This is a genomic window from Streptomyces sp. NPDC054975 (genome assembly GCF_053609105.1).
Map to the genome: position 1 here is coordinate 12,319 of NZ_JBSGWV010000031.1, position 24,280 is coordinate 36,598.

Genomic DNA, 24,280 nt, shown 5'->3' on the forward strand with positions numbered 1-24,280 from the left:
CCGGGCAAGCGGTCCCCGGCGCAGCCACGCGGAGCCGGTGGGATGCTGGGGCAAAACGGGATGATTCGGGAACCAGGGGTCCTGTCATGAGCGTGAGCGAGCAGTCTCCGACCGGCGAGATCGCGGCGGGGTACGCCTTCTCCGGGCCCGCGCTGGAACTGGGCGCCCTGCTGTGGGACGGGGAATGTCACCCGGACGCGCGCATCCGTATCCCCCTTCCGATGCTCAACCGGCACGGTCTCGTGGCGGGCGCGACCGGCACCGGCAAGACGAAGACGCTCCAGCTGATCGCCGAGCAGCTCTCCGCGAACGGCGTGCCGGTCTTCCTCGCCGACATCAAGGGGGACGTCTCGGGGATCTCGGCGCCGGGCGCGGACGGCGAGAAGGTGAGGGAGCGGGCGGGGCAGGTGGGGCAGGAGTGGGCGGCGACCGGCTTCCCGTGCGAGTTCTACGGGCTCGGGGGCGTGGGTCCGGGCATTCCCGTACGGGCCACGGTGACGAGCTTCGGGCCGGTGCTGCTGTCGAAGGTGCTCCAGCTCAACCAGACGCAGGAGCAGTCGCTCGGGCTGATCTTCCACTACGCGGACCAGAAGGGTCTGGAGCTGGTGGACCTGAAGGATCTGCGGGCGGTGGTGGCCTTTCTCGTGTCGGACGTGGGGAAGCCGGAGCTGAAGGGGATCGGCGGGCTCTCGACGGTGACGGCCGGGGTGATTCTGCGGTCGATCACGGCGTTCGAACAGGCGGGCGCGGGCGGCTTCTTCGGGGAGCCGGAGTTCGACACGGCCGAGTTCCTGCGGACGGCGGCGGACGGGCGGGGGATGGTCTCCGTGCTGGAGCTGGCGGCGGTGCAGGACAAGCCGCAGCTCTTCTCGACCTTCCTGATGTGGATGCTGGCGGATCTGTACGGGGACCTGCCGGAGGTCGGGGACCTGGAGAAACCGAAGCTGGTGTTCTTCTTCGACGAGGCGCATCTGCTGTTCAACGGGGCGTCGAAGGCGTTCCTGGAGTCGATCACGCAGACGGTGAGGCTGATCCGCTCGAAGGGGGTCGGCGTCTTCTTCGTGACGCAGACCCCGAAGGACGTGCCGGGGGACGTGCTCGCGCAGCTGGGCAACCGGGTGCAGCACGCGCTGCGGGCGTTCACCCCGGACGACGCGAAGGCGCTGAAGGCGACGGTACGGACGTTCCCGAACTCCTCCTACGACCTGGAGGAGGTCCTGACCGGCCTCGGTACGGGCGAGGCGGTGATCACCGTTCTGAGCGAGACGGGTGCGCCGACGCCGGTGGCGGCGACGCGGCTGCGGGCGCCGGAGTCGCTGATGGGGCCGGTCGACGCGGGCGCGCTGGAGGCGGCGGTGAAGGGGTCGCCGCTCTGGGGGCGGTACGCGGAGGCGGTGGACCGGGAGTCGGCGTACGAGAAGCTGACGGCGGAGCAGCGGGCGGCGGAGGCGGCGGCGCTGCGGGCGGCGGAGGAGGCGGAGGCGGAGAAGGCGACGCGTGCCGCCGCGGACAAGGCGCCGCGTGCCGCCAAGAAGGAGGACCGGTCGCTCGCGGAGCAGGTGGTGGGGAGCGGGATGTTCAAGTCGCTGGCGCGGTCGATCGGGACGCAGGTGGGGCGGGAGATCTCGCGGTCGCTCTTCGGCACGGCGCGGCGCAGGCGGTAGAGCGGAGTAAACGGTAGGAGCGGCGCAGGCGGCAGGCGCGGCGCAAGAGGGGGACGGCACGGACACGCGAAGGCCCGCCCCCTGGTGAGGAGCGGGCCTTCTACCTGTGCGCCTTCGGAGGAGTTGTTACTCCGTGACCTCGTGGTCGTGACCGTCGTGCAGGCCGCCGCCGCTACCGGCGTCGCCCTCCGTGGGGACGGTGGTGACCGGTCGCTTGAGGGAGCTGATGTCGTGGGCGTAGGTGCCCAGGGCGTTGGCGATGACGTCGATGTTGGCGTCGAAGGCCGTCATGTTGATGTTCGACAGGTCGTCGCCGGCCTCGTGGTAGTTCACGTCGTACGCGACCCCGGCCTCGCCGCCGAACTTCGCCGCCTGCGCGGCCGTCTTGATGCCCTCGGCGCCCGTGAACGTGCCGCCGGAGGGGATGCCGATCTCGATGAACGGGCCGTAGTCCGAGCGACCCGTGAAGTCGGTGCCCTCGTGCGGGAGGCCGCGCTTGTCCATGAAGTCGGTGATGTCCCGCTCCAGTTGTGCCGAGCCCGCCGGGCCGGCGCCCGCGCCGACGTTGTCGGAGTTGTCGCCGTCGTAGACGAACAGGCCGTAGTTGGGCGAGGCGATCATGTCGAAGTTGAGGTAGAGCTTGACTTCCTTCTTGTCCAGCTCGCTCATGTTCGCCACGTAGTGCTCGGAGCCGAGCAGCCCGTTCTCCTCCGCCGACCACCAGGCGAAGCGGACCTTGTTGCGGACCTTGGCCTTCGACTCGGCGAGCTCCAGGGCGGCCTGGAGCAGGCCCGCGGAGCCGGAGCCGTTGTCGTTGATGCCGGGTCCGGCGGTCACCGAGTCGAGGTGCGCGCCGAGCATCACGGTGTTGGCGGCGTTGCCGCCCTTCGTCTCCGCGATGACGTTGTTGGTGGAACGGTTCTCCTGGAGCTGGCGGATCTCGAAGGAGAGGTTCACCGGGCCCTTGGCCAGGTCGGCGGCGAGCTTCTCGCCCTCGGCCTGCGTGATGCCGCCGGTCGGGATCTTGGCGGAGGCCATGTCGCCGAGGGTGCCGGAGAGGACGCCCGCGGTGTTGTTGTAGATGATCGCGCCCGCGGCGCCGGCCGCCGCCGCGTTCTGCTGCTTGACGGCGAAGGAGCAGGCGCCGCGCTTGATCAGCGCGACCTTGCCGGTGAAGGCGCCCGCGGCGAAGTCGCCCGGCTCACAGCCGTGCGTGCCGTCCGCGTCGAGGGGAGCGGCCACGAGGTCGGCCTTGATGCCGCCGACCGGGGTCGACTTCGTGTACGTCATGGCCGAGATGTCGAGGTCGCGCGGTGCCGGGGAGAGTACGGACACCTTCTCGGCCAGCGTCTGGGTGTAGATGAAGCTGAACTTCTGGTACGAGACGTTGTAGCCGGCCTTCTTCAGCTGCTGGTACACGTACGCCGCCGAGGCGTCGTGGCCGAGCGTGCCGGCCGCGCGGTTGCCGCCGGCCGAGTCGGCTATGGCCTGGAACTTCTCCAGGTGCCGGTAGGCGCCCTGCGCGGAGGTCTCGCGGACCAGCTTCTTCGCCAGCTGCGCGGCGTCACGCGCGGGCTTGGCCGCGGGGTCGGCCGTGGCGGTGGCGGGAGAGGCGGAGGCCAGCAGGAGCGGGGTGGCGAGTGCGGCGGCGGCCAGGGTGGCCGCGGCTCTGCGAGAGGATGCGTTCACAGAGGTCCTTCCCGGTGCGAACGAGGTTGAAGGGGAAGTTAGCGATCTCCGGTGCGTCCTGTGAACAGCTTCAGCACAATTCATGTCGGATTTAGCAGGATTGACATCCGGAACGATCAATTCCCGGAAGATTTATGGTCCTTCGTCGCTTTGGCGGCCTTCGCCGCGCGCTTGGTCTCCTGCTTGAAGGCCCGCACCTTCGCCAGCGACTCCGGCCCCGTGATGTCGGCGGCCGAACGGTACGAACCCTCGTCGCCGTACGCGCCCGCCGCCTCCCGCCAGCCCTCGGGCCGTACGCCGTACTGCTTGCCGAGCAGCGCCAGGAAGATCTGCGCCTTCTGCGCCCCGAACCCGGGCAGCGCCTTCAGCCGGGACAGCAGCTCCTTGCCGGTCGCCGCGTCCGCCCAGACGGCCTCGGCGTCACCGCCGTACTCGTCGACGAGGAACTGGCACAGCTGCTGGATCCGCTTGGCCATCGACCCCGGGTAGCGGTGCACGGCCGGCTTCGCGGAGAGCAGCTCGCCGAACGCCTCGGGGTCGTACGCGGCGATCTGCCCCGCGTCGAGATCGTCCGTGCCGAGGCGCTGCGCGATCGTGTACGGCCCGGAGAACGCCCACTCCATGGGCACCTGCTGGTCGAGCAGCATCCCGACGAGCGCGGCGAGCGGGGAACGGCCGAGGAGTTCGTCGGCTTCGGCCAGCTGGGCGAGGTGGATCTCGGTGGTCATGCTCCGATGATCTCCCCCGGCCCGGTGCGCCGCACGGCCGGTCACCCGTTACGGTCACGGATTGCGGTCGGCTGCGCGGGAGAGCGTCCAGACGTAGTACCAGGCGTTCTCGCGGAGGGTACGCGGGCTGTTGTCGGCACCCGCCTGGAACGCGCCCCACAGGCCGCCGGCCGCCCCGCCGACGACGGCGGTGAGCGCCGACTGAAGGGCCGGGCCGTAGACGGCGACGAGGCTCGCGGTGACCGTGCCGACGACCGCACCGGTCACGGCGACGGCACGCTTGCGGCGGACCTGGTTCATCTGGGACTGCATGCCCCGGACCCCGTCCTGGATACGGAGGCCGATCTTCATCAGCTCCAGCTGGCGCTCGTCGGCGTCGAGCGCGCTGTCGATACCGGCCGTCTCCATGCGCAGCAGGTCCCGAAAGGCACGATAGGAGTCGAACTCCCCGACGGTGATCTCGCTGAAGGTGTCCAGGGAGACGCCTTCGAGGAAGGGCAGTTCCAGTTCCTCGACGACCGGGACGACGAGCCGGCTGACCGAGGCGGGGGTGTGGCTCTGCGCGACGACCCTGCGCCCTCTGGCCGCGAAGTTGAGGAGGCTCGGCACGTGGGAGTGGGTGACGGGGTCGGAGTGCCCCTCGTAGACGGGGTCGATCGGGTCACCCACGTATCCGTAGCGGGTGGTGTGGCCGGACACCGAGTACGTGGGCAGGTACCAGGCGCAGCCCGTGCGCAGCAGCGGTTCGGTCTGGAGCAGCCAGCGGCCCAGCTGGTCCGGGTCCGGGCAGTGCATCCAGAGGTCTTCCGTCGTGTCCGACCCGGTGGGCAGGACGAGGGAGCGCTCCTCCTCCTCGGTCTGGGGAATGTACGAGGACCTCTGGGAGAGCTGCCTGACGTGGTGGCGGTCGCCCGCGCCGTTGTGGGACAGCAGGAGGGTGTCCGAGACGAGGACGGCCCGCTTGGTCAGGTCGGAGAAGTCGTCGGCCCCGACGCCGATGCCGACGTGGAAACGGGAGGCGGCGAACCGCTTCTCGTCGACGAGCCTGCGCCGGCGCCGGTGGAAGAGGTGCTTCCCGTACGCCGCGGCGACCAGTCGGGGATCCTTGCGGGTCTCGGCGGACAGGCCTCGGAAGAAGCTCCGCATCTGCCCGGCGACGACGGCGTTCTCGACCGCCGCCGCCCTGCTCAGCCACCTCATGGCCCGTCAGCCTAGGCAGCCGCGGGGGAGGACGCGGTGCTTCCGTGATCCGTTCCCCCGGCCGGGTGACGCACGTTCCGGCCGGCCCTACGGGGGTGCCAGGCGCGTCGCCGGGTTCTCGCACCATGCGAGGACGGACGGCCACTCCCCGTACCCCGCGTCCGGGGTGAAGTGCGCTCCGCCCGGGACGACGTCCATGTCGAGGCCGAGCGGGATCCCGTAGGGGACGTCGGCACCCTCGGGGCAGTACGGGTCCCCGGTGGCGTACACGAGCCGGGTGGGCGCCTTGAGTCGTACGGAGCCGGGGTCCAGTCCCTCCGTGAACGCGGCGATCTCCGGGATCGACGCCGTCACGTGGGGCGACGGCGGGGCGACGAGCAGGACGCGGTCGGCCGGCAGATCGTCCGGGGTGCGGGCCGCCGCGTGCAGCCAGAGGACCACGGACAGGCTGTGGGCGACGACGACGAACTCGCCGCCGTCGGCGGGGCGGTGCAGGTTCTCCCGTAGGGCATCCAGCCAGTCGTCCAGTACGGGCGCGTCCGTCTCGGGGAGCTGGGGGTAGCGGACCTCGTGCCCGCGTTCACCGAGCTGCCCGGCCAGCCAGTGGTGCCAGTGGCCGGGCGGCCGGTGGTTCTGGAAGCCGTGGAGGAGGAGAAAGGTCGCCATGGGGGTGATGGTGCGGGGTGGGGGAGGGGCGGGTCCAGGGCGTTTCGCAGGACGGACGGCCGCCGCCGTTCGCGATACGGACGGCCTGCGGCCCCTCGCCTTGGCCCGCGCGCCGGCCCTCGCCCCCGGCCCGCGGCCTGGCCCTCGCCCCCGGCCCCGCGCCCTCGGAAGAAGCCCGGCCCTCGCCCCCGGCCCCCCCCGGCTCACGCCCCCACGTACTCCCGCAGGTGCCGTGCCGTCAGCGTGTCGCCCTTCTCCACCAGTTCGGACGGGGTGCCCTCGAAGACGATCCGGCCGCCGTCGTGGCCCGCGCCCGGGCCGAGGTCGATGAGCCAGTCGGCGTGCGCCATGACCGCCTGGTGGTGCTCGATGACGACGACCGTGTTGCCGGCCTCGACCAGGCGGTCCAGGAGGGCGAGGAGCTGGTCGACGTCGGCCAGGTGGAGGCCCGTCGTCGGCTCGTCCAGGACGTAGACCGCGCCCTTCTCGGCCATGTGGATCGCCAGCTTCAGGCGCTGGCGCTCGCCGCCCGAGAGGGTGTTGAGGGGCTGGCCGAGCCGGAGGTAGCCGAGGCCGACGTCCTTCAGGCGGCCGAGGATCGTGCGTGCCTGGCCCTTGGCCGTGAAGAAGTCGTACGCCTCCTCGATCGACATCGACAGGACCTCGTGGATGTTCTTGCCGTCGAGCGTGTAGGAGAGGACTTCCGCGGTGAACCGCTTCCCCTCGCACTCCTCGCAGACCGAGGCGACGCCCGCCATCATCGCCAGGTCGGTGTAGACGAGCCCGAGGCCGTTGCACTTCGGGCAGGCGCCTTCCGAGTTGGCGCTGAAGAGTGCCGCCTTGACGCCGTTGGCCTTGGCGAAGGCGGTACGGATCGGGTTCAGCACACCCGTGTACGTCGCCGGGTTGGAGCGGCGCGAGCCGCGGATCGGGGACTGGTCGGCGACGACGACCCCCTCGCGGCCCGGCAGGTTGCCGTGGATCAGGGACGACTTGCCCGAGCCGGCGACGCCCGTGACGACGGTCAGTACGCCGGTCGGGATCTCCACGCTCACGTTCTGGAGGTTGTGCTGCGTGGCGTCCGTGATGGAGAGCGCGCCGGTCCGGGGCCGTACCTCCGAGCGGAGCTTCGCCCGGTGGGAGAGGTGCTCGCCGGTCAGGGTCCCGGAGGTACGCAGGCCGGGCACGTCGCCGGAGTAGCAGATCTCGCCGCCGTTCGTACCGGCGCGCGGGCCGAGGTCGACGACGTGGTCGGCGATCTCGATGACCTCCGGCTTGTGCTCGACGACGAGGACGGTGTTGCCCTTGTCGCGCAGCCGCAGCAGCAGGTCGTTCATGCGGCGGATGTCGTGCGGGTGCAGTCCGATGGTCGGCTCGTCGAAGACGTACGTGACGTCGGTGAGCGAGGAGCCGAGGTGGCGGACCATCTTCACGCGCTGTGCCTCGCCGCCGGAGAGCGTGCCGGAGGACCGGTCCAGGCTCAGGTAGCCGAGTCCGATCTCGACGAGGGAGTCGAGGAGTTCGCGCAGGCCGGCCAGGAGCGGAGCGACGGACGGGTCCTCGATCCGCCGTACGAAGCCGGCGAGGTCGCTGATCTGCATGGCCGAGCACTCGGCGATGTTGACCCCGTCGATACGGGAGGTCAGCGCGGCCTGCGTGAGGCGGGTGCCCGCGCACTCGGGGCAGGTGCGGAAGACGACGGCGCGGTCCACGAAGGCACGGATGTGGGGCTGCATGGCGTCGCGGTCCTTCACGAGGACGGTCCGCTGGAGCTTCGCCACGAGGCCCTCGTAGGTGAAGTTGGTGTTGCCGATCCTCACCTTGCAGGACGGCTTGTGGAGGAGGTCCTCCCACTCCTGCTCGGTGAAGTCGGCCAGCTTCTTGTCGGGGTCGTAGAACCCGGAGTCGGCCAGGATCTGCCACGTCCAGGAGCCGACGGGGTAGCCCGGCGCGGTGATGGCGCCCTCGTTGAGGGACTTCGTGCGGTCGACGAGTTCGTCGACGTCGACGTCGGAGACCTCGCCGGCGCCCTCGCAGCGCGGGCACATGCCCTCGGGCAGGTTGAAGCTGAACGCGCTGGAGCTGCCGACGTGCGGGGTGCCGAGGCGGCTGAAGACGATGCGGAGCATCGTGTACGCGTCGGTCGCCGTGCCCACCGTGGAGCGGGAGTTGGCGCCCATCCGCTCCTGGTCGACGACGATCGCGGCGCTGAGGTTGTGCAGGCCGTCGACGTCCGGACGGGCCTGGACCGGCATGAAGGACTGGAGGAAGGCGCTGTAGGTCTCGTTGATCAGGCGCTGCGACTCGGCGGCGATGGTGCCGAAGACGAGCGAGGACTTTCCGGAGCCGGAGACGCCGGTGAAGACGGTGAGGCGGCGCTTGGGGAGGTCGACGTCGACGTTCCGCAGATTGTTCTCGCGGGCTCCGCGGACCTGGATGACGTGGTGGCTGTCCGCTGCGGCGGGGGTGGTCATGGGGTTACGCCCTCCGATGGTGTTGCCCGTCGTCCGTATACCCCGACCACGTTACTCTATACAGCGTACAAAGTAATGGGGATCGGGTCTGACCTGCGAGAATGGGTGCCATGGCGGCGAAGGAGCGGAGTAGCGGGGCGGGTGATCCGGCGCGGACGCTGGAGCTGTTGTGGCGGGACACCGGCAGTGCCGTGGGTCAGGGCGCGCCGCGTGGCCCTCGGCGCGGTCCTCGCCAGGGGCTGACCGTCGACGCCGTCGTGGAGGCGGCCGTCGCCCTCGCCGACGAGGGCGGGCTCGACGCGCTGACCATGCGCGCGGTGGCGCAGTGCCTCGGGGTCACCCCGATGACGCTCTACACCTACGTCCCCGCCAAGGCGGAGCTGCTCGACCTGATGCTGGATCTCGTCTTCCTGCGGATGGAGCGGGTCCCGTTCGCGCCCGACGCGCCGTGGCGGGAACGGGTGACGGCGGTCGCCGACGCGAACCGCGCGCTCTACCTCGGTCACCCCTGGCTGATGGAGCTGCGGGTCCACCGGCCGCCGCTGGGGCCGGGCGTGATGGCGAAGTACGAGCACGAGCTGGGCGCCTTCGAGGGCTTGGGCCTCGACGACGTGGCGATGGACTCGGCGCTGACGCACCTCCTGGGCTTCGTCCAGTCCGCCGCCCGTACGGAGCTGGACGCGCGGGCGGTGGACCGCGAGAGCGCGATGTCCGACCACGAGTGGTGGGACGCCCACGCGCCCCTGCTCGAGCGGATGCTCGACGCGGAGCGGTACCCGCTGGCGTCGCGCGTGGGGGAGGCGGCGGCGGTGGCGTACCAGGGCATGTACAACCCCGAGTACGCCTACGGGTTCGGCCTGGGGCGCGTACTGGACGGCTTGGCGGCGCTCATCGCGGGGGGAGCTACGGGTGGCCGGGGCATCCAGGGGTCGTACGGGCCCTGATGGTCGTACGGGGCCTGGTGGTCGTACGGGGCCATGATGCCCGTACGGGGCCTGGTGGTCGTACGGGGCCTGGTGGTCGTACGGGCCCTGCGGGCCCTACGGGTTCTCGGGGTTCCCCAGGTTGAGGAGGGTGTCGATCCCGGCCTTGAGTTCGTCGGCGGTGAGTCCCCGCTCGGCGGTCAGGTGGTTCATCAGGGTCGGGGTGAACGGCGCGAGCAGCATGTGGGCGAGGAGCGCGCTGTCGGCGCCTGGCTTGAGCCGGCCGAGCAGCAGGGTCACGTGGGTGTGCATGGCGAGGTACGCGCCGCTGGAGTAGGCCGCGCTGGGGGCGGCGGCCTGGGCGGCGAGCAGGAGCTCGCGCTGTTCGATGACCCGGTCGACGAGCGCGTCGAGGAAGGCGTGCAGCCGCTCGTCCGCGGGCGCGCCGGGGCCGAGGGGCGGAGGGCCGCCCATGTACGCCTCCTGGAACTGCACCTCCCGGTCGTCGAGGAGCGCCCACAGGAGCTGGGAGACGTCGCCGAAGCGGCGGTAGACGGTGCCGACACCGATGCCGCTGGCGTGGGCGACCTGGTTCATGGTGACGCCCGCGGGGCCTGCCTCGGCGACGATCCGGGCGGCGGCGTCGAGGATCTTCCGCCGGTTCCGTGCGGCGTCGGCGCGCTCGGCGCGCTCGGGCGCGGCTTGTCCGGCGGTGGGCAGCAATGTGACGTCGGCCGCCCCGGAGTCCTTCGCGCTGATCATGTCCTGCCTGCCCTTCGTTCCCATCCCCCTCGGTCCGTCCCTGCTCACGAGCATAACGGAGCACTATCCGGTTACCGGATCGGTGCACGGCGTCACGTGATCTGGCTCACGTATGTCACAACCGTCGGTCGTCCGGTGTCTGGAGGGCGAACGAGGCTTTCGAGGCTCACCGCGCGCGACGAGGGAGACATCATGACGGAGAACACGACGGTGATGGTGATCGGTGGCGGGTACGCCGGAGTCATGGCGGCCAACCGGCTGTCGGGGCGCGAGGGCGTGACCGTGACGCTGATCAACCCGAGGTCGTCGTTCGTGGACCGGATCCGGCTGCACCAGTACGTGGGCGGATCGCACGACGGAGTCGTGGAGTACGGCAAGGTGCTGGCGGCCGGTGTCCGGCTGGTGGTGGACACCGTGGCGCAGATCGACGTGGCCGGGCGGAGCCTGGCGCTGGCGTCCGGGGACACCGTCGCCTACGACTACCTGGTGTACGCGGTGGGCAGCGGAAGCGCCGAGGCGCGGGTGCCGGGGGCGGCGGAGTTCACCTACCCGCTCGGCGGGTGGGAGGAGGCGGAGCGCCTGCGGGACGCCCTCGCGGCCGCTCCCGCGTCGGCCCCGCTCACCGTGGTGGGCGGCGGGGCGACCGGGATCGAGACGGCCGCCGAACTGGCGGAGGTGGGCCGGAAGGTGACCCTCGTCTGCGGCGACGTCCTCGGCCCTTCCCTGCACCCGCGTGGGCGGCGCGCGGTCGCCAAGCGGCTGACCCGGCTCGGGGTGACGGTCGTCGAAGGCCCCGGCGCGAAGGTGGCGGAGGTGACCGGTGACGCGGTGCGGCTGGCGGACGGGCGCGAGGTGGCGAGCGCGGTGACCGTCTGGACCGCCGGGTTCACCGTGCCGGACCTGGCCGCGCGCAGCGGCCTCAGCACCGACTCCCTGGGGCGGCTGCTCACGGACGAGACGCTCACCAGCGTGGACGACGAGCGCGTGGTGGCGGCGGGGGACGCGGCGGCGCCGTCGGGCCTGCCGTACCGGATGAGCTGCCAGGCCGCGGTCCAGCTCGGCCCGCAGGCCGCCGGGACGGTCCTGAGCCGGATCGCGGGCGAGCGGCCGGCGGAGGCGGAGGTGGGGTTCGTCGCCCAGTGCGTCAGCCTCGGCCGCCGCGCGGGCGTCTTCCAGCTCACCGACCGGGACGACACGGCCAAGAAGCACTACGTCGGCGGCCGCGCGGGCGCGCTGATCAAGGAGCTCATCTGCAAGGGCATCCCCTGGCAGCTGGGCCAGGAGGCCCGTAAGCCGGGCGCGCGCCAGTGGTGGAGCAAGGACGCCAAGCGCGGGCAGCTGGTGGCGACCGAGAGCGCCAGGCGCGGTGAAGTGCCCGCGATGGCGGACCAGGCCGCCTAACTTGGGCCACGGGCACGAATGTTGATCATCGGCCGTTGGCCGGCAAGAAGGAACCGAGCCGTCGACGCACGTGTGAACGCCCCCGGCCGACGGGGCCGGGGGCGCGGACGAGGAGCGGGCATGAGCGAGCACAACGACCGGGCGACGACCCGGCCGACCGACCAGGATCCTGGCGGCGCGGGGGACGTGACGCCGGACGGGGCGCGGACGCCTGCGGCCGACCGGGATCCGGACCTGACGCGGGACCAGGTGCTGGACCAGGCACCGGACCTGGCGGCGGACCCGGCGAGGGGCCACGCGACGGACTCGGCGCCGGCGCAGCCCTCCGCGCCGGACCTGGCGAGGGACCTGGCGGGCGAGACGCAGCCCTCCGCGCCGGACCTCGCGAGGGACCTGGCGGGCGAGACGCAGCCCTCCGCGCCGGACCTGGCGAGGGACCTGGCGGGCGAGACGCAGCCCTCCGCGCCGGACCTGGCGAGGGCCACGGCGCCGGCGCAGCCCCCCGCGACCGACGACTCGTCGTCCGACCTGGCGCCGGACGCGGCGACGGAGAGTTTCGTCGCCCATCGCAACCTGCTCTTCACCGTCGCGTACGAGATGCTCGGCTCGGCCGCCGACGCCGAGGACGTTCTCCAGGAGACCTGGATGCGGTGGGTCGAGGTCGACCTGGCGGAGGTGCGGGACCAGCGCGCGTACCTCGTCAGGATCACCACACGCCAGGCGCTCAACCGCCTGCGCACGATGTCGCGCCGGAAGGAGTCGTACGTCGGCCCCTGGCTGCCCGAGCCGCTGCTCACCGCGCCCGACGTGGCGCAGGACGCCGAGCTCGCCGAGAGCGTGTCGATGGCGCTGATGCTCGTCCTGGAGACGCTGTCGCCGACGGAACGCGCCGTCTTCGTGCTGCGTGAGGTCTTCGACGTCGGCTACGACGAGATCGCGGCCGCCGTCGACAAGACCCCGGCGGCCGTACGCCAGATCGCGCACCGCGCGCGCCGGCACGTCGACGCGCGGCGGCCCCGCGCGGTGGTGTCGGCGAGTGAGACCCGGGCGGCCCTGGAGTCGTTCCAGCGCGCGCTCGCCACCGGGGACCTGCAGAGCCTGCTGGACGTCCTCGCGCCCGAGGTGGTTCTGCTGAGCGACGGCGGCGGCATCAAGCAGGCGGCGCGGCGCCCGGTCGTCGGCGCCGACAAGGTGGCCCGCTTCATCATCAGCGGCACGGTGAGGCACGCGAGCGCGTTGGCCGTCGGCCTCACGGTGGTCAACGGCAGCCCGGGACTCGTCATCACCCTGGGCGGCGAGATCGACGGGGTCATGGGGGTGCGCCTCGACGGCGACCGGATCACGGGCCTGTACTACGTCCGTAACCCGGAGAAGCTGACCCACGTCGAGTCGGAGACGACACTCACCCTGCGATGACTTCGGGCGGGCCCCCCTTGCAAGTGGATGACTATCCGTTTAACCTCGACCTGGTTGAACCGGAATTGAATCCGCTTAAGGGGAGCTCGTCATGTCCGTGAACGTCGCTGTCATCTACTACTCCTCCACCGGAACCGTGCACCAGCTCGCCCAGGCCGTGGCCGAAGGTGCCGAGAAGGCCGGTGCCGAGGTACGCCTGCGGCGCGTGACCGAGCTCGCCCCGGAGGCCGCCATCGACGGCAACCCCGCCTGGCGCGCCCACGTGGACGCCACCGGGGACGTCGAGATCGCCACGCTGGACGACCTGGAGTGGGCCGACGCCTACGCGCTCGGTTCGCCGACCCGGTACGGCAACGTGGCCGCCCAGCTGAAGCAGTTCATCGACACGACGGGCGGCCTGTGGCAGCGCGGCGTCTTCTGGGACAAGCCCGCCACCGCCTTCACCAGCGCCCACAACGTGCACGGCGGCAACGAGTCGACCCTGCTCGCCCTCTACAACACCTTCCACCACTGGGGCTCGGTCATCGTCTCCCCCGGCTTCACCGACGGCGCGGTCTACGCGGCGGGCGGCAACCCCTACGGCACCTCGCACGCCGCCGGCAACGGCGCCCCGGAGGAGAACGTCCTCCAGGCCGCCCGCTACCAGGGCGAACGCCTCACCAAGATCGCCAAGCGCCTGAAGGGCCTCGCGACGGCCTGACCGTCGCCGACCCAGGCCTCGCGAATGACCATCCCCGACCCAGGCCTGGCTACGGCCAGATGGTCACCGACCCAGGCCTCCCGCCTCGGGTCACGGGGCCAGGCGGGCGGCCTTTATGCGGAGGTAGTGGCGTTCCGGGAGGCTGAGGGTGAGGCGGGCCGCCTCGTAGTAGGCCTCGCGGGCCGCCGCCCGGTCGCCGGTGCGTTCCAGGAGGTGGGCGCGGACCGCGGCGAGGCGATGGTGGTCCTTCAGTCGGGGTTCCACGGCGGCGAGTTCGGTGAGGCCCGCCGCCGGGCCGTGGACCATCGCGACGGCGACCACGCGGCCCAGTTCGGCCATCGGGTGGGGCCAGTCGGCGACCAGGACGTCGTACAGGGCGAGGATCTGCGGCCAGTCCGTGTCCTCGACCCGGTGGGCCTCGTCGTGCAGCGCCGCGATCGCCGCCTGGAGCTGGTACGGACCCGGCGGGCCCTCCGTCAGGGCCTCCTCCACCAGCGCCGTGCCCTCCTCGATCGCGGCCCGGTCCCAGAGCGTCCGGTCCTGTTCGTCGAGCGGGATCAGTTCGCCGTGCGGCCCCGTGCGGGCCGCGCTGCGGGCCTCCGTGAGCAGCATCAGCGCCAGCAGACCGGTCACCCGGGCCTCCCTCGGGAGCAGCCTGCGTACGGCGCGGGTCAGCCGGATCGCCTCCCGGGCCAGGTCGGCGCGGTGCAGCGCGGGGCCGGAGGTCGCGGTATACCCCTCGTTGAAGATCAGGTACAGCACGTGGAGGACGGCGGAGAGCCGGGCGTCCCGGTCGTCAGGGCCCGGCGTCCGGAACCGGTGGTCCCGTAGCTTCGCCTTCGCGCGGCTGACGCGCTGGGCGATCGTCGCCTCCGGTACGAGATGGGCGCGGGCGATCTCGGCCGTGGTCAGGCCGCCGACCGCGCGCAGCGTCAGCGCGACCCGGGCGGCGGGCGCGAGCGACGGGTCGCAGCAGAGGAACAGCAGCGTCAGCGTGTCGTCGTCGGACGGCGCCGCCCGCGCCTCGCGCGGTTCGAGGCGCGCGGCCGTCTCCTCCCGCCGGGCCCGCGCCTCGTCCGCCCGCAACTGGTCCGCCAGCCGCCGCGAGGCCACCCGGATGAGCCAGCCGCGCGGATTGTCGGGCGTACCGGACTCCGGCCACTGCCGGGCGGCGGCCACCAAGGCCTCCTGTACGGCGTCCTCGGCGGCGTCGAAGTGCCCGTACCGGCGTACGAGCGCGCCGAGGACCTGCGGCGCGTGCCGGCGCAACAGGTCCTCGACGCTCTCGTCGTCGTTCAACGGCTCACTCGCCTCACTCGGCTCAGGCGCTCTACTCGGCTCACTCGCTGAACAGCTCGGACTCGGACCGCTCGTCGATCTGGCGGATCACCACCGGGTACTCCGGCGCCCCCGCGGGCTGCGGGCAGCGGGCGACGCGCGCCGCGATCTCGGTGACCCGTTCCATGCTCGCGCAGTCGAGCACCCAGTAGCCGGCGAGCAGCTCCTTCGTCTCGCTGTACGGCCCGTCGGTGATCACCGGCTGCCCGTCCTTGTCGACGCTCACGTGCCGGGTCCGCTTGGGCTCGACGAGCCCCTGCGCGTCGACCAGCTCGCCCGACTCGGCGAGGTCGTTGTTGATGGACCCCATGTGCTCGAACATCGCCTGCAGGTCCTTCTCGCTCCAGGCGGGTCCGGTGCCCTTGCCGGACATGGTGTCGTAGTCGGCCTGGGATCCCTGCACCATGACGAGGTACTTCATGACGATCTCCTTCGATGTCTGTGCCTCGGGCTTGTTGCTGCCTTTCACAGGGGACGTCGGAGCGGGTTTCCGATTCTCGACACCTCGCCGGGGTCCCGTACGAATTTCTCCGGGATTCCACCCGGGGGAACCAGGAGAGGCGTGCGGGGCCCCGGCGGCTCACCCTTCCGAGATTGAGACCGAGACCGAGAGCTCCCGCTCCAGCGGCGTACGGAAACGTGGCGTGACCCGTACGGGCCCCACCCAGCCGCGCAGCCGCGCCGCCTCCGCCTCGACGGCCGCCCGGGCCTCCGATCCGCCCTCGTCGCTCAGGTACCGGATCGCGATCTCCCCGTCCGGGCGCTGGGCCCAGCCGCCGACGACGCGGCCGTTCCACCACACCGTCGGGCCGATGTTGCCGCTGCGGTCGAAGAGCGCGGCCTTGTGCGCGGGGTCGGTGTACCAGTCGCGGTACTGCCACCCCATCGCCGTCGGGTCGAGCGCCGGCAGCAGCGCCGCCCACGGCTCAGGGTCGGCCAGTACGGGATCGAGGTCGTCCGGCAGGACATGACCCGTGCCCTCCGCCAGCTCCACCGGCACCGCGCCGATCGCCGCGAGCGCCTTCTGTACGTCGGTGACCTTCCACCCGGTCCACCACTTCAGGTCGGCCTCGGTCGCCGGACCACAGGCCGCCAGCCACTGTCGTACGAGATCGGCGTGGGCGAACTCGTCCGAGGGGTCGGGCTGTTGGGGCGTCGGAGCCCAGCGGAAGCGGCTGGAGGTCCAGGCGCCCTGCGGGCGGCCGCGTGCGATCCGCCCCTCCATGCCGAGGACGCGAAGCAGCCGGCTGGAGAGCGGCTGCGGCCCTTCCTGCCGGGTGCCGACCCCGTACAGGTACTGCGTGCGCAGCCGCGGTACGGCCTCGCCCAGCTCGGACCCGGTGGCCTCGCCCCGTACCGCCAGCTCGGCCAGGACCTGCCGCTCGGTCTCGGCGAGCCACTCCGCGTCGTACGCGCTGCCCTTGGTCAGGTCCCTGAGCAGCATGGCGCGCTCGCGCGTGGCGACGTCGCGGGTGGTGGAGGCGTGCACGGTCGGGACGAGGGCCGTCGGGAAGACGAAGAGCGTGTGCCGCATGCCGTGCATCCGGGTCAGCGTCCGGTCCTCGTACAGCGCCCGTTCGAGCTCCGCCACCGGCCCCGCGACGCCCTGCTCCCCGCCCAGCCGGGCCCCGACGGCGAGGAACACGCTCGCCGGGTCGGTCGCGTGCAGCGCCACGAGCGCCTCGGCCACCTCCTCGGCCCCCGCCGCCCGCGCCGCCCCGGCCAGCCGATGCCGTACGCCCAGCCGGGCCCTGCGTTCGTCCGCCTCGATGCGGCGGTGCGTCGTGTTCCCCATAGGACAAGCATGGATGAGGGCCCCGGGGGAGGGCTGGAGGACATGAAATCGACGACGGGGGGACCTGTGGCGGACGGGGGAGGTGACCTGCGGGAGCCGGCCTGCGGCGGACGGGGGAGGTGACCTGCGGGAGCCGGCCTGCGGCGGACCGGGGAGGTGACCTGCCGCGGACCTGCGGCGAACCACCGGCGGACCTCCGGCGGACCGGGGAGGTGACCTGCCGCGGACCTGCGGCGAACCACCGGCGGACCTCCGGCGGACCGGGGAGGTGACCTGCCGCGGACCTCCGGCGGACCGGGGAGGTGACCTGCCGCGGACCTCCGGCGGACCGCCGTTGGTCCTCCGTTGGTCCTCCGTTGGACCTCCGGTGGCCCTGCGGCGAAGGACGGGACGGGCAGGCCGAGTCGCCGCCACGCCTCAGACGCTCTCCCCCGCCGGCGCGAGCAGGGCGTCCGCGACCGAGGTGCGGGCGTAGAGGACCGAGCGGCCGGCGCGGTGTGCGGTGACGAGGCCGGCGTTGCGCAGCGCGGTGAGGTGCTGGGAGACACCGGCGGCGGACAGGCCGCAGTGGGCGGCGAGTTGGGTGGTCGAGGTCGGGATGTCGAGTTCGGCGAGGAGCAGGGTGCGCGAGCGCCCGATGACGGCGGCGACCGCCTCGGTGGCGGAGCTGGTACGCGGCTCCCAGAGGGAGCCGATGCCCCGGGCCGGATAGGCGAGTTGGGGCGGGTCGGGGGCCACGGCGCGGGTCAGGACGCGGGGCCAGGCGAAGGCCGAGGGGACGAGCAGCAGCCCGGAGCCGACCTCGTCCCTGGTCAGCGCGCAGTGTCGCCGGACCAGGCGCAGGGTGCCGTCGTCCCACCGTACGGTCTCGTGCAGTTCGCTGAGGACGCGCGCGGAGCCGTGCTCGGCGACCTGCCGGGCGCGGTGGAAGACGTCGGCTTCGAGGAGTCGGCGGATCCGGGCCCAGTAAGGGGCGAGGGCGATCTCCCAGTAGGTCTCGATCTCGTCGGTGACCTTCTCCAGGGCCGCTTCGGGCGCCTCGCGCAGCAGCCGTAGCCGGCCGTGGGCGCGGTCGGGGGAACGGTCGACGGAACGGTCTGCGGAGCGACGCACATCGTCGGCCGGTTCCTTCATGGCGAGGATCTCGACGTCCTGGAGCACCTGCTCGGGCGGGGTGGCGCGGATGGCGGCGAGCTCGGCGGCGAGGGTGGGGAAGGGGGTGGTGGGGGTCGGGTTGAGGAAGTCGGCGAGGAAACCGTGGCCGGGGATCAGCTCGGCCAGCCAGCCGCTGTCGAGCCCGGCACCGCTGAGCCGGGGCCGTACCTGTGCGGCCCAACGCCGGTGCAGCGGTGGGTCGGTGGCTTCGCGGAGCAGCCGGAAACTGGTGACGACCTCCCACATGGGGGAGACGGCGAACCTCGTCTGGGCGAGGTCGGCGGCGGAGAAACTGAGCCCGGCTTCCACAATTCCCACCTGACTGCCGTAGAAGTACGGTCATTGGATTCGGCCTGAGCTTAATCAATGGTTCACGGAAGGGGCGGGGTCCAGTCTCCTCGCATGTTCTCCTCCTTCCGCGGCCTCCCGCCCACCGTCTGGACCCTCTTCGCCGGGACGATCGTCAACCGCCTCGGTTACCTGGTCACGCCGTTCCTCGTCTTCTTCCTCGCGGCGCGGGGGGTCACGGGGACCGACACCTCGTACGTCCTCGGTGCCCTCGGCGCGGGCAATCTGCTCGGCCCGGCGCTCGGCGGCGTCCTCGCCGACCGCATCGGCCGCCGTCCGACGATGCTGATCGGCCTGCTCGGCGCGGCGGCGGCGCACGGGGCGCTGTTCGTGGCTCCGGGCGTGTGGACGATGGCGGCGGCCGCGCTGCTGATCAGCGCGACGGGCGCGATGGTCGGCCCGGCGGCGTACGCGCTGATGGCCGACGCGGTCGACGCGGAGCGCACCCAGCGGGCGTACGCGCTGTTCGGCTGGGGCGTGAACATCGGTACGGCGGTGGCGGGCGTGCTCGGCGGGTTCCTGGCGGCGCAGGGGTACTGGCTGCTGTTCGCGGTGGACGCCGGGACGATGCTGATCTACGCGACGATCGTGGCGACGAGGCTGACGGAGCCGCGGTCGCCGAAGGAACCGTCGTCGCTGTCGGCGGCGGGTCGCTCGGATGACGGCATCGGCTACGGAGTGGTGTTCCGGGACCGCCTGGCCCTGGTGCTGCTGCCCCTCCTCGGGATCCAGCTCTTCGTCTACTCCCTCACGGAGGTGGCGCTGCCCCTCGCCATCCACGACAGCGGCCTGTCCCCGGCGGTGTACGGCGCGATGGCGGCGGTCAACGCGATCATGGTGGTCGCGCTCCAGCCGTTCGTCACGTCCCGGCTTGCCAAGCTGCCCCAACTGGGCGTCCAGTGCGCGGGCAGCGTGCTGATCGCGGTGGGCGTGGCGCTGACGGGCCTGGCGGACGGGGTGGTCGGCTTCACGGTCTCGGTGGTCGTCTGGTCCCTGGGCGAGGTGTGCGTCGCGGGCATCGCGGCCGCGATCGTCGCGAACCTGGCCCCGCCCCACGCCCGCGGCCGCTACCAGGGCGCCTTCGGCTGGACCTGGGGCCTGGCCCGCTTCGGCGCCCTGACCCTGGGCGTCACCCTGTACACAGGCTTCGGCCCGACGCTCCTGTGGGCGACGGCCCTGACAGGCGGCGTCCTGGCGGCGGCGGGCACGTGGGCCCTGCGGGCCAGGGTGGAACGCCGCATGTCCCACGCACTGGCGGCGTGAGCCGAGGCCCCCTAATCCCGCCGGATGTGCTCGGGGTCGACGTGCCGGCGCACGAGAGGCAGCGCGGAGACCCCGGCGGCGAGCAGCACGCCGAGACAACAGGCGAGCAGCACGGGCAACCCACTCCAGTCCCAGTGCACGGCCCCGCCCCCGGTGATCAGATAACTCGACTCGGCAAGCCACCCGGTGACCACGGCGGCCCCCAACCCCACTGCCAGCGGCACGACCACCTGCACACACTGCACGACCCGCAAGGTCCCCGCCCGAGCCCCAAGCAACACCAGCGCGGCCACCTGCCCCCGCCGCTCCATGGCCCGATCGGCCACGGACACGACGAACGCGGCCACACTGATCACCAGCCCAAGAACCATCCCGGCCCCGAGAAGGCTCCGAATAACGGTCAACTGCGCGAGCGACTCGACGACGATACCGACGGGTTCCACCTCAGCGGTGGGAGCGATGGTGCCGATGCCGTCGAGGACGGTACGGATGGTCTGGGGGTCGGCGTCGCTCAGGAGATTGAGCGACGCGTCGGGCGGCAGTTCGTCGACGCGAACATGCGACGGAGGGATGAGTACATCGGTCGAGGAGAACGCGGAGGGTTGATAAGCACGGATGGTCAGATGCTCGTGTGGGACGGTGAGGCTGATCTTCCGATTCTTCAGAACGAACGGGAAGGCGCGACCGGGCACGGCGTCCTCGCTCGCGGAGCTGCCAAGGTCATGGATGCGGAGCACCTTCCCGTCGACGCAGCCGCGTGATTCGGCTACAAACGTGGCGAGTTGGGCGCAGGTGGCGATGACGCCGTCGATGCTGGGCTTCATAGGACCGTCGTCCAGGGGCCTCCAGGACGAGATCGTGATGACCTGTGATCGTGCGCCCTCGACGCGGGTAATCCTGGCGTACTGCTCGCGGGTGAGCTCACCCACAGCTACGCGGTACTCCTGGACCGGCGCGGTCCGTCGGCTGACCTGGTCGAGTTCGACAAGGATGCCCTGGGTCAGCGAAGTGGCGAAGATCAGCAGGACCAGACCGGTCACGACGCGGAGTGAGGCGCCCGGCTCGACCTCTGCGCGGCGCATCGCGAGAGCCAGAGGGAGTGACCGCGCCGTCCCGGCGAGCTTGCGGGCGAGCCACATGGTGATCGGCGGAAGCCCCAAGACCAATCCGGCGCCAGTCAGCAGGACGGCCCCAGGGACGAGGAGGGTGTTGGCGGATCCTCCGGACGGATCCTTCCCCAGGACGCTGAGCGCGCAGTAGCCGGTGATGACGCCGAGCCCAGGGAGAAGCAGGAGCATCCCGTACATTTTCGGCGGCTTGGCCTCGGCGGTACGACGGACGTTGAGCGGAGTCCGCGCGGCTGTCCGAGCACTGTGTCGACCGACGAGCCAGGCGAGAGCGGGACAAAGGATCAGGCAGGCGAAAAGCGTCGTGGCTTCGGGGCGCCCATCCGCCGGGTACCAATGGAGGCCAGGCAGACCGATTCGCGCCATCACCTCGTTGAAGGCGAGGTATCCGCCGACACCGAGCAGCGCCCCGAGGAAGGCCGCGGCTACGGTCTCGCCGGCATTGACTCGCAGGGTGTCCTTGACACTCAGCCCCACGAGTCGAAGTGCGGCGAGCCTGCGGGCACGGGACTCGGCGGACAACCTGGCGCACACCGAGAGAAAGACGGCGAGGGGCAGCAGGACCACGCAGGCGAGGGTGAACCGCAGGATGTCGAGAGTGGATGCTTCGACGACCTCAGAGTTGGCGTAGCGAGAACCGAAGTAGTCCACTCGCCGGGAGCTCTCCTCCGGGATCTGAGCACGGGTGCTGCCGATGTAGGCGTACAGATCGTCCGGTCCGGCAAGGCCGTCAGGCCGGATCGTGCCGGTCACCTTGCCAGGCAACAGCCCGGCCACACCAGGCGACTCCACCATGACTTCCCGCAAGCGCGGCGAGACGATCACTTCTCCGGCGGCGGGCAACCTGTCGATGCCCGGGGGAACCGGAGCCGGGCCGGAAGCCGGGCGGGCGATGAACAGGCGGCGGAGCGGTTGCGACCCGAAGGCGTCCTCACGGCTGAGCGCGACGACGTCGGGGGTTGAGGGGCCGTCCTTCAGCTCGTAATTGATCTGGGGCTCGCGGGCGGCGCTCCGGGCGTCGTGGGCGGCGAGGATGGTCGGAATCGTGAGGACGGCAGCTAGGCAGGCGACGCCGAGTGAGCAGCCGAACGTCATCAGGATGAACCGTGCCCGGCCTCTGCGTCCGCCACGCCACAGCAAGCGCATGCCGAGCAGGAATGGATTCACTTCAGGTTCCCGTCGGTCATCGTGTAGCGACTGTCGGCGTGCTCGGCCACGGTCGCGTCGTGCGTGACGATGACCACGGCGGTGCCTTGATCCCGCGCCAACCGTAGGAACTCCTCAAGTACGGCGGAGGCGTTGACACTGTCGAGCGCACCGGTCGGCTCGTCCGCGAAAACAATGTCCGGCCGGTGCACGAGGGCTCGGGCTACGGCCACTCGCTGACTCTGCCCGCCGGACAACTGTGAGGTTCTGCGCTGGAGCAACTCGTTCATTCCGAGGCGCCCGAGCACGTCGCCGGCTGCCGCATGCGCGGACGCTTTGCGCTGGCCGGCAAGGCGCAGGGGTAGGGCGGCGTTCTCCTCGACAGTGAGTTCAGGTAGCAACTCTCCGTACTGAAACACGAAGCCGAAGCGTTCACGGCGCAGAGTGCTCAGCTCGTCGTCCGTGAGTGACGACAGCGCCGCTCCTTCGAAGGTCACGGTGCCCCGCGTTGGCGCCAGCACCCCGGCCAGGCAATACAGCAGCGACGATTTTCCTGAGCCGCTGCTTCCCATGACGGCGGCCACTTCTCCGCGCCGCAGAGTGAAGTCGGCTTCGCTGATGGCTTGGTGCGTTCCATAGAGGAGACCCACGCCCTCGGCGCGGAGAATGGCATTCATCGTGGTGTGACCCCCTGACGGTCCGGGCTTCGGCTACTTTCGGCGGAACGACTTGGGGATCGTGCAGTTGTCAGGTCGCAGGGTGCCCCGGTCGCGGCATACGCGGATCTCCGCGTCCTTCGTGTACTGGGCGGCACCGTCGTAGACGACCTTGTTCAGAGGCACGGTCTTCTTCTGTACGCCCTTGAAGCGGTTCCAGCTGTAGCCCTCGACCTTGGCCTCCACGTAGACGTTGTGACCGTCGTTCGGATCGAGGTCCTTGAGCCGTCCCCTGAAGTTGAAGCCCCCGTGGTTCTCTCCCTTTGGCCACCACCGGTACTCCGGAACCTGGAGCTCCGCGCCGAGGGTCAACATTTGACCGAGGCTCTTCCACGAATCCGCCACCGCCGCCCCCGCCCCGCCCAGGAACAACCCCGCCGCCACCGCGACCGTCGCCAACTTGCGCACGTTTCCTCCAGCTTGAGAGCACCCCCAGTGGGTGTAGCGGAGAGTGTTCCAGTGATTACGGAACGGATGCGCGGGCGGAACGTCACTGCCTGCTCGGACCCCTCGAACCGGTGACATCACCACATCAGTACGCCGAAGGCCCCGACCGGTTCTCCCAGGTCGGGGCCTTCCGTGATCAGCGCCGTGCGCGCAGTCCTCGGTGTCAGGCGACCAGCTCCGGTGACCTACGAGGGGACCCTGCCGTTCGCCCCGGTGGCGATCCGCGACGTCACGTTCACGTACGGCCTGGACGTCGTCCTCGAGGGCCACGACCTGCGTTTCGCCCCGTAGGGGTGATCACCGGTGTGGCTGCGTGAACCGGCGCGGCGGCCTCGCCAAGGTGGCGCGCATGCGCCTTCCCTTGTACCGCCGTGCCCTGCTTCCCTTCGTGGCCGCCGTCGCCCTGCTGGCCGCCGCCGGCTCCGTCGCCTCCGCCGCGGCGGAGGCGTGCGGGTCGATCATCACCGCCCCGCTCAACCGGCCCGTCGCCGCCGACGACGCCTGCCCCAGCACGGACCCCGTGGTCTGCCGGATCAGGGTCATGCCTATGGACGAGAAGGTCGAGGCCCAGCGGACCCGGATGCGGTACCACGGCCTCCTGGAGGACATGCGCCGTACGGAGGCCAACATGCGCGAAGCCGGTGCCTCCGAGGAGGAGATCGCCCGCGAACTGGTCGACATGCGCAACCAGGCCAAGGAGATCACCCGCGCCGGCATGAGCCCCGAGGAGGTCCGGATCCTGGAGGAGCGCAACATCGCCAAGTACGGCAATCCCCTCGGCCCGACGGCGGACCAGCTCCACGCCAAGTACGGCTCCTGGGAGAAGGTCACCGACGCCTCGATGCGTACGAGCTACGCCGTCGACCGCGAACTGAGCCTCGAGTACCGCCCCTGTTCCGTACGAGTCTGAGAAACATCGCCGTACAGACCCGAGAGACGTCGAAGGGCCCTACCGCGAACGGTGGGGCCCTTCGACATCGTGCCCGGTGAGGCACTGGCGGAGGATACGAGATTCGAACTCGTGAGGGGTTGCCCCCAACACGCTTTCCAAGCGTGCGCCCTAGGCCACTAGGCGAATCCTCCGCCGCAAACAATACAAGACGCTGAGGGGTGCTCGCGAACGTGATCCAGAAGAGGTTCGGGAGGGGCGCTCGGGGGGTCTCGGATCGGGTACCCTTGGCGGAGCCCCTCACGTGGCGCTATCTGACTGAACTCCCCCAGGGCCGGAAGGCAGCAAGGGTAGGTCGGCTCTGGCGGGTGCGTGGGGGGCGCTTGCGTTCCCGGGGATCTCTCGTCGTGCCCGGGTTGTCGGTGGGCGCCTA

General features: G+C 71.2%; 20 protein-coding genes, 1 tRNA gene and 1 other RNA gene. 8 read left to right on the forward strand and 14 right to left on the reverse strand.

Translation table 11 applies throughout. The features are described from left to right. Positions 1–86 precede the first annotated feature (86 nt). Positions 87–1,664 carry a helicase HerA-like domain-containing protein gene (locus ACWF79_RS24170; RefSeq protein WP_453730222.1) on the forward strand — a complete coding sequence of 526 codons (1,578 nt, stop codon included), beginning with the start codon at positions 87–89 and terminating at the stop codon, positions 1,662–1,664. Positions 1,665–1,790: 126 nt separating this feature from the next. On the opposite strand, the gene ACWF79_RS24175 is transcribed toward ACWF79_RS24170, so the two are convergent. From ACWF79_RS24175 to ACWF79_RS24195, 5 genes are all read right to left on the reverse strand, one after another. Beyond that, positions 1,791–3,353: a M28 family metallopeptidase gene (locus tag ACWF79_RS24175; RefSeq protein ID WP_453730223.1), complete on the reverse strand. Its 1,563-nt coding sequence runs from the start codon at positions 3,351–3,353 to the stop codon at positions 1,791–1,793. Between the two features lie 116 nt (positions 3,354–3,469). Next, positions 3,470–4,081 carry an HhH-GPD-type base excision DNA repair protein gene (locus ACWF79_RS24180; protein WP_453730224.1) on the reverse strand — a complete coding sequence of 204 codons (612 nt, stop codon included), beginning with the start codon at positions 4,079–4,081 and terminating at the stop codon, positions 3,470–3,472. Between the two features lie 54 nt (positions 4,082–4,135). Beyond that, entirely contained in the window at positions 4,136–5,281 is a 1,146-nt protein-coding gene (locus tag ACWF79_RS24185) for a hypothetical protein (protein WP_453730225.1), read from the reverse strand. A gap of 87 nt (positions 5,282–5,368) precedes the next feature. After that, positions 5,369–5,947 (reverse strand): RBBP9/YdeN family alpha/beta hydrolase, encoded by a 579-nt coding sequence (locus tag ACWF79_RS24190; RefSeq protein ID WP_453730226.1) that lies wholly within the window; start codon positions 5,945–5,947, stop codon positions 5,369–5,371. Positions 5,948–6,150: 203 nt separating this feature from the next. Next, complete coding sequence (locus ACWF79_RS24195; protein WP_453730227.1) at positions 6,151–8,421, reverse strand: ATP-binding cassette domain-containing protein; 2,271 nt, start codon at positions 8,419–8,421, stop codon at positions 6,151–6,153. A 110-nt stretch (positions 8,422–8,531) separates the two neighbouring features. Here ACWF79_RS24195 and ACWF79_RS24200 point away from each other — a divergent pair, with 110 nt between their 5' ends. Then, positions 8,532–9,365, forward strand: a complete 834-nt coding sequence (locus ACWF79_RS24200; protein ID WP_453730228.1) for a TetR/AcrR family transcriptional regulator C-terminal domain-containing protein — start codon at positions 8,532–8,534, stop codon at positions 9,363–9,365. A gap of 96 nt (positions 9,366–9,461) precedes the next feature. On the opposite strand, the gene ACWF79_RS24205 is transcribed toward ACWF79_RS24200, so the two are convergent. Next, the gene (locus tag ACWF79_RS24205; RefSeq protein ID WP_453730229.1) at positions 9,462–10,106 is read right to left on the reverse strand and encodes a TetR/AcrR family transcriptional regulator; all 645 of its coding nucleotides are present in this window, start codon (positions 10,104–10,106) and stop codon (positions 9,462–9,464) included. Positions 10,107–10,298: 192 nt separating this feature from the next. Between ACWF79_RS24205 and ACWF79_RS24210 the strand changes: the two genes are divergently transcribed. The 3 genes from ACWF79_RS24210 (at position 10,299) to wrbA (ending at position 13,623) form a co-directional block, all read left to right on the forward strand. Further along, on the forward strand, positions 10,299–11,507 hold the full coding sequence (locus ACWF79_RS24210; protein ID WP_453730230.1) for an NAD(P)/FAD-dependent oxidoreductase: 1,209 nt from the start codon (positions 10,299–10,301) through the stop codon (positions 11,505–11,507). A 528-nt stretch (positions 11,508–12,035) separates the two neighbouring features. After that, positions 12,036–12,923 (forward strand): RNA polymerase sigma-70 factor, encoded by an 888-nt coding sequence (locus ACWF79_RS24215; protein WP_453730270.1) that lies wholly within the window; start codon positions 12,036–12,038, stop codon positions 12,921–12,923. A 91-nt stretch (positions 12,924–13,014) separates the two neighbouring features. Then, entirely contained in the window at positions 13,015–13,623 is a 609-nt protein-coding gene (gene wrbA / locus ACWF79_RS24220; RefSeq protein ID WP_453730231.1) for an NAD(P)H:quinone oxidoreductase, read from the forward strand. A gap of 90 nt (positions 13,624–13,713) precedes the next feature. On the opposite strand, the gene ACWF79_RS24225 is transcribed toward wrbA, so the two are convergent. The 4 genes from ACWF79_RS24225 to ACWF79_RS24240 form a co-directional block, all read right to left on the reverse strand. Beyond that, positions 13,714–14,922 carry an RNA polymerase sigma factor gene (locus ACWF79_RS24225; protein WP_453730232.1) on the reverse strand — a complete coding sequence of 403 codons (1,209 nt, stop codon included), beginning with the start codon at positions 14,920–14,922 and terminating at the stop codon, positions 13,714–13,716. Positions 14,923–14,962: 40 nt separating this feature from the next. Continuing rightward, positions 14,963–15,382 carry a YciI family protein gene (locus ACWF79_RS24230; RefSeq protein WP_453730233.1) on the reverse strand — a complete coding sequence of 140 codons (420 nt, stop codon included), beginning with the start codon at positions 15,380–15,382 and terminating at the stop codon, positions 14,963–14,965. A gap of 159 nt (positions 15,383–15,541) precedes the next feature. Beyond that, positions 15,542–16,756, reverse strand: coding sequence for a winged helix DNA-binding domain-containing protein (locus ACWF79_RS24235; protein ID WP_453730234.1), 1,215 nt, complete (start codon positions 16,754–16,756; stop codon positions 15,542–15,544). 417 nt (positions 16,757–17,173) lie between these two features. Next, complete coding sequence (locus ACWF79_RS24240) at positions 17,174–18,220, reverse strand: DUF5937 family protein (protein ID WP_453730271.1); 1,047 nt, start codon at positions 18,218–18,220, stop codon at positions 17,174–17,176. Positions 18,221–18,313: 93 nt separating this feature from the next. On the opposite strand from ACWF79_RS24240, the gene ACWF79_RS24245 reads away from it, so the two are divergent. Continuing rightward, the gene (locus ACWF79_RS24245; RefSeq protein ID WP_453730235.1) at positions 18,314–19,522 is read left to right on the forward strand and encodes an MFS transporter; all 1,209 of its coding nucleotides are present in this window, start codon (positions 18,314–18,316) and stop codon (positions 19,520–19,522) included. A gap of 11 nt (positions 19,523–19,533) precedes the next feature. On the opposite strand, the gene ACWF79_RS24250 is transcribed toward ACWF79_RS24245, so the two are convergent. Genes ACWF79_RS24250 through ACWF79_RS24260 form a run of 3 tightly spaced genes read right to left on the reverse strand, consistent with a single transcriptional unit; the run spans position 19,534 to position 22,919 of the window. Then, on the reverse strand, positions 19,534–21,816 hold the full coding sequence (locus tag ACWF79_RS24250) for an FtsX-like permease family protein (protein WP_453730236.1): 2,283 nt from the start codon (positions 21,814–21,816) through the stop codon (positions 19,534–19,536). Further along, positions 21,813–22,472 carry an ABC transporter ATP-binding protein gene (locus ACWF79_RS24255; RefSeq protein ID WP_453730237.1) on the reverse strand — a complete coding sequence of 220 codons (660 nt, stop codon included), beginning with the start codon at positions 22,470–22,472 and terminating at the stop codon, positions 21,813–21,815. Before ACWF79_RS24255 ends, ACWF79_RS24250 begins: the two co-directional genes overlap by 4 nt. A gap of 33 nt (positions 22,473–22,505) precedes the next feature. Next, on the reverse strand, positions 22,506–22,919 hold the full coding sequence (locus ACWF79_RS24260) for a hypothetical protein (RefSeq protein WP_453730238.1): 414 nt from the start codon (positions 22,917–22,919) through the stop codon (positions 22,506–22,508). Between the two features lie 388 nt (positions 22,920–23,307). On the opposite strand from ACWF79_RS24260, the gene ACWF79_RS24265 reads away from it, so the two are divergent. Beyond that, a complete protein-coding gene (locus ACWF79_RS24265) occupies positions 23,308–23,868 on the forward strand; it encodes a hypothetical protein (protein WP_453730239.1) in 561 nt (186 codons plus the stop codon). A gap of 85 nt (positions 23,869–23,953) precedes the next feature. Here the strand turns inward: ACWF79_RS24265 and ACWF79_RS24270 are convergent. Beyond that, positions 23,954–24,041, reverse strand: a tRNA-Ser gene (locus ACWF79_RS24270). A 97-nt stretch (positions 24,042–24,138) separates the two neighbouring features. Here ACWF79_RS24270 and ffs point away from each other — a divergent pair. Beyond that, positions 24,139–24,237: signal recognition particle sRNA small type (gene ffs, locus ACWF79_RS24275), an RNA gene on the forward strand. The last annotated feature ends 43 nt before the right edge of the window (positions 24,238–24,280 follow it).

Excerpts from the sequence above, each read along its gene's own strand:
- ACWF79_RS24180 (WP_453730224.1), bottom strand. The coding sequence starts at position 4,081 with ATGACCACCGAGATCCACCTCGCCCAGCTGGCCGAAGCCGACGAACTC.
- ACWF79_RS24230 (WP_453730233.1), bottom strand. The coding sequence starts at position 15,382 with ATGAAGTACCTCGTCATGGTGCAGGGATCCCAGGCCGACTACGACACC.
- ACWF79_RS24195 (WP_453730227.1), bottom strand. The coding sequence starts at position 8,421 with ATGACCACCCCCGCCGCAGCGGACAGCCACCACGTCATCCAGGTCCGC.
- ACWF79_RS24265 (WP_453730239.1), top strand. The coding sequence starts at position 23,308 with ATGCGCCTTCCCTTGTACCGCCGTGCCCTGCTTCCCTTCGTGGCCGCC.
- ACWF79_RS24170 (WP_453730222.1), top strand. The coding sequence starts at position 87 with ATGAGCGTGAGCGAGCAGTCTCCGACCGGCGAGATCGCGGCGGGGTAC.
- ACWF79_RS24235 (WP_453730234.1), bottom strand. The coding sequence starts at position 16,756 with ATGGGGAACACGACGCACCGCCGCATCGAGGCGGACGAACGCAGGGCC.
- ACWF79_RS24205 (WP_453730229.1), bottom strand. The coding sequence starts at position 10,106 with ATGATCAGCGCGAAGGACTCCGGGGCGGCCGACGTCACATTGCTGCCC.
- ACWF79_RS24210 (WP_453730230.1), top strand. The coding sequence starts at position 10,299 with ATGACGGAGAACACGACGGTGATGGTGATCGGTGGCGGGTACGCCGGA.
- wrbA (WP_453730231.1), top strand. The coding sequence starts at position 13,015 with ATGTCCGTGAACGTCGCTGTCATCTACTACTCCTCCACCGGAACCGTG.
- ACWF79_RS24245 (WP_453730235.1), top strand. The coding sequence starts at position 18,314 with ATGTTCTCCTCCTTCCGCGGCCTCCCGCCCACCGTCTGGACCCTCTTC.
- ACWF79_RS24190 (WP_453730226.1), bottom strand. The coding sequence starts at position 5,947 with ATGGCGACCTTTCTCCTCCTCCACGGCTTCCAGAACCACCGGCCGCCC.
- ACWF79_RS24185 (WP_453730225.1), bottom strand. The coding sequence starts at position 5,281 with ATGAGGTGGCTGAGCAGGGCGGCGGCGGTCGAGAACGCCGTCGTCGCC.
- ACWF79_RS24200 (WP_453730228.1), top strand. The coding sequence starts at position 8,532 with ATGGCGGCGAAGGAGCGGAGTAGCGGGGCGGGTGATCCGGCGCGGACG.
- ACWF79_RS24255 (WP_453730237.1), bottom strand. The coding sequence starts at position 22,472 with ATGAATGCCATTCTCCGCGCCGAGGGCGTGGGTCTCCTCTATGGAACG.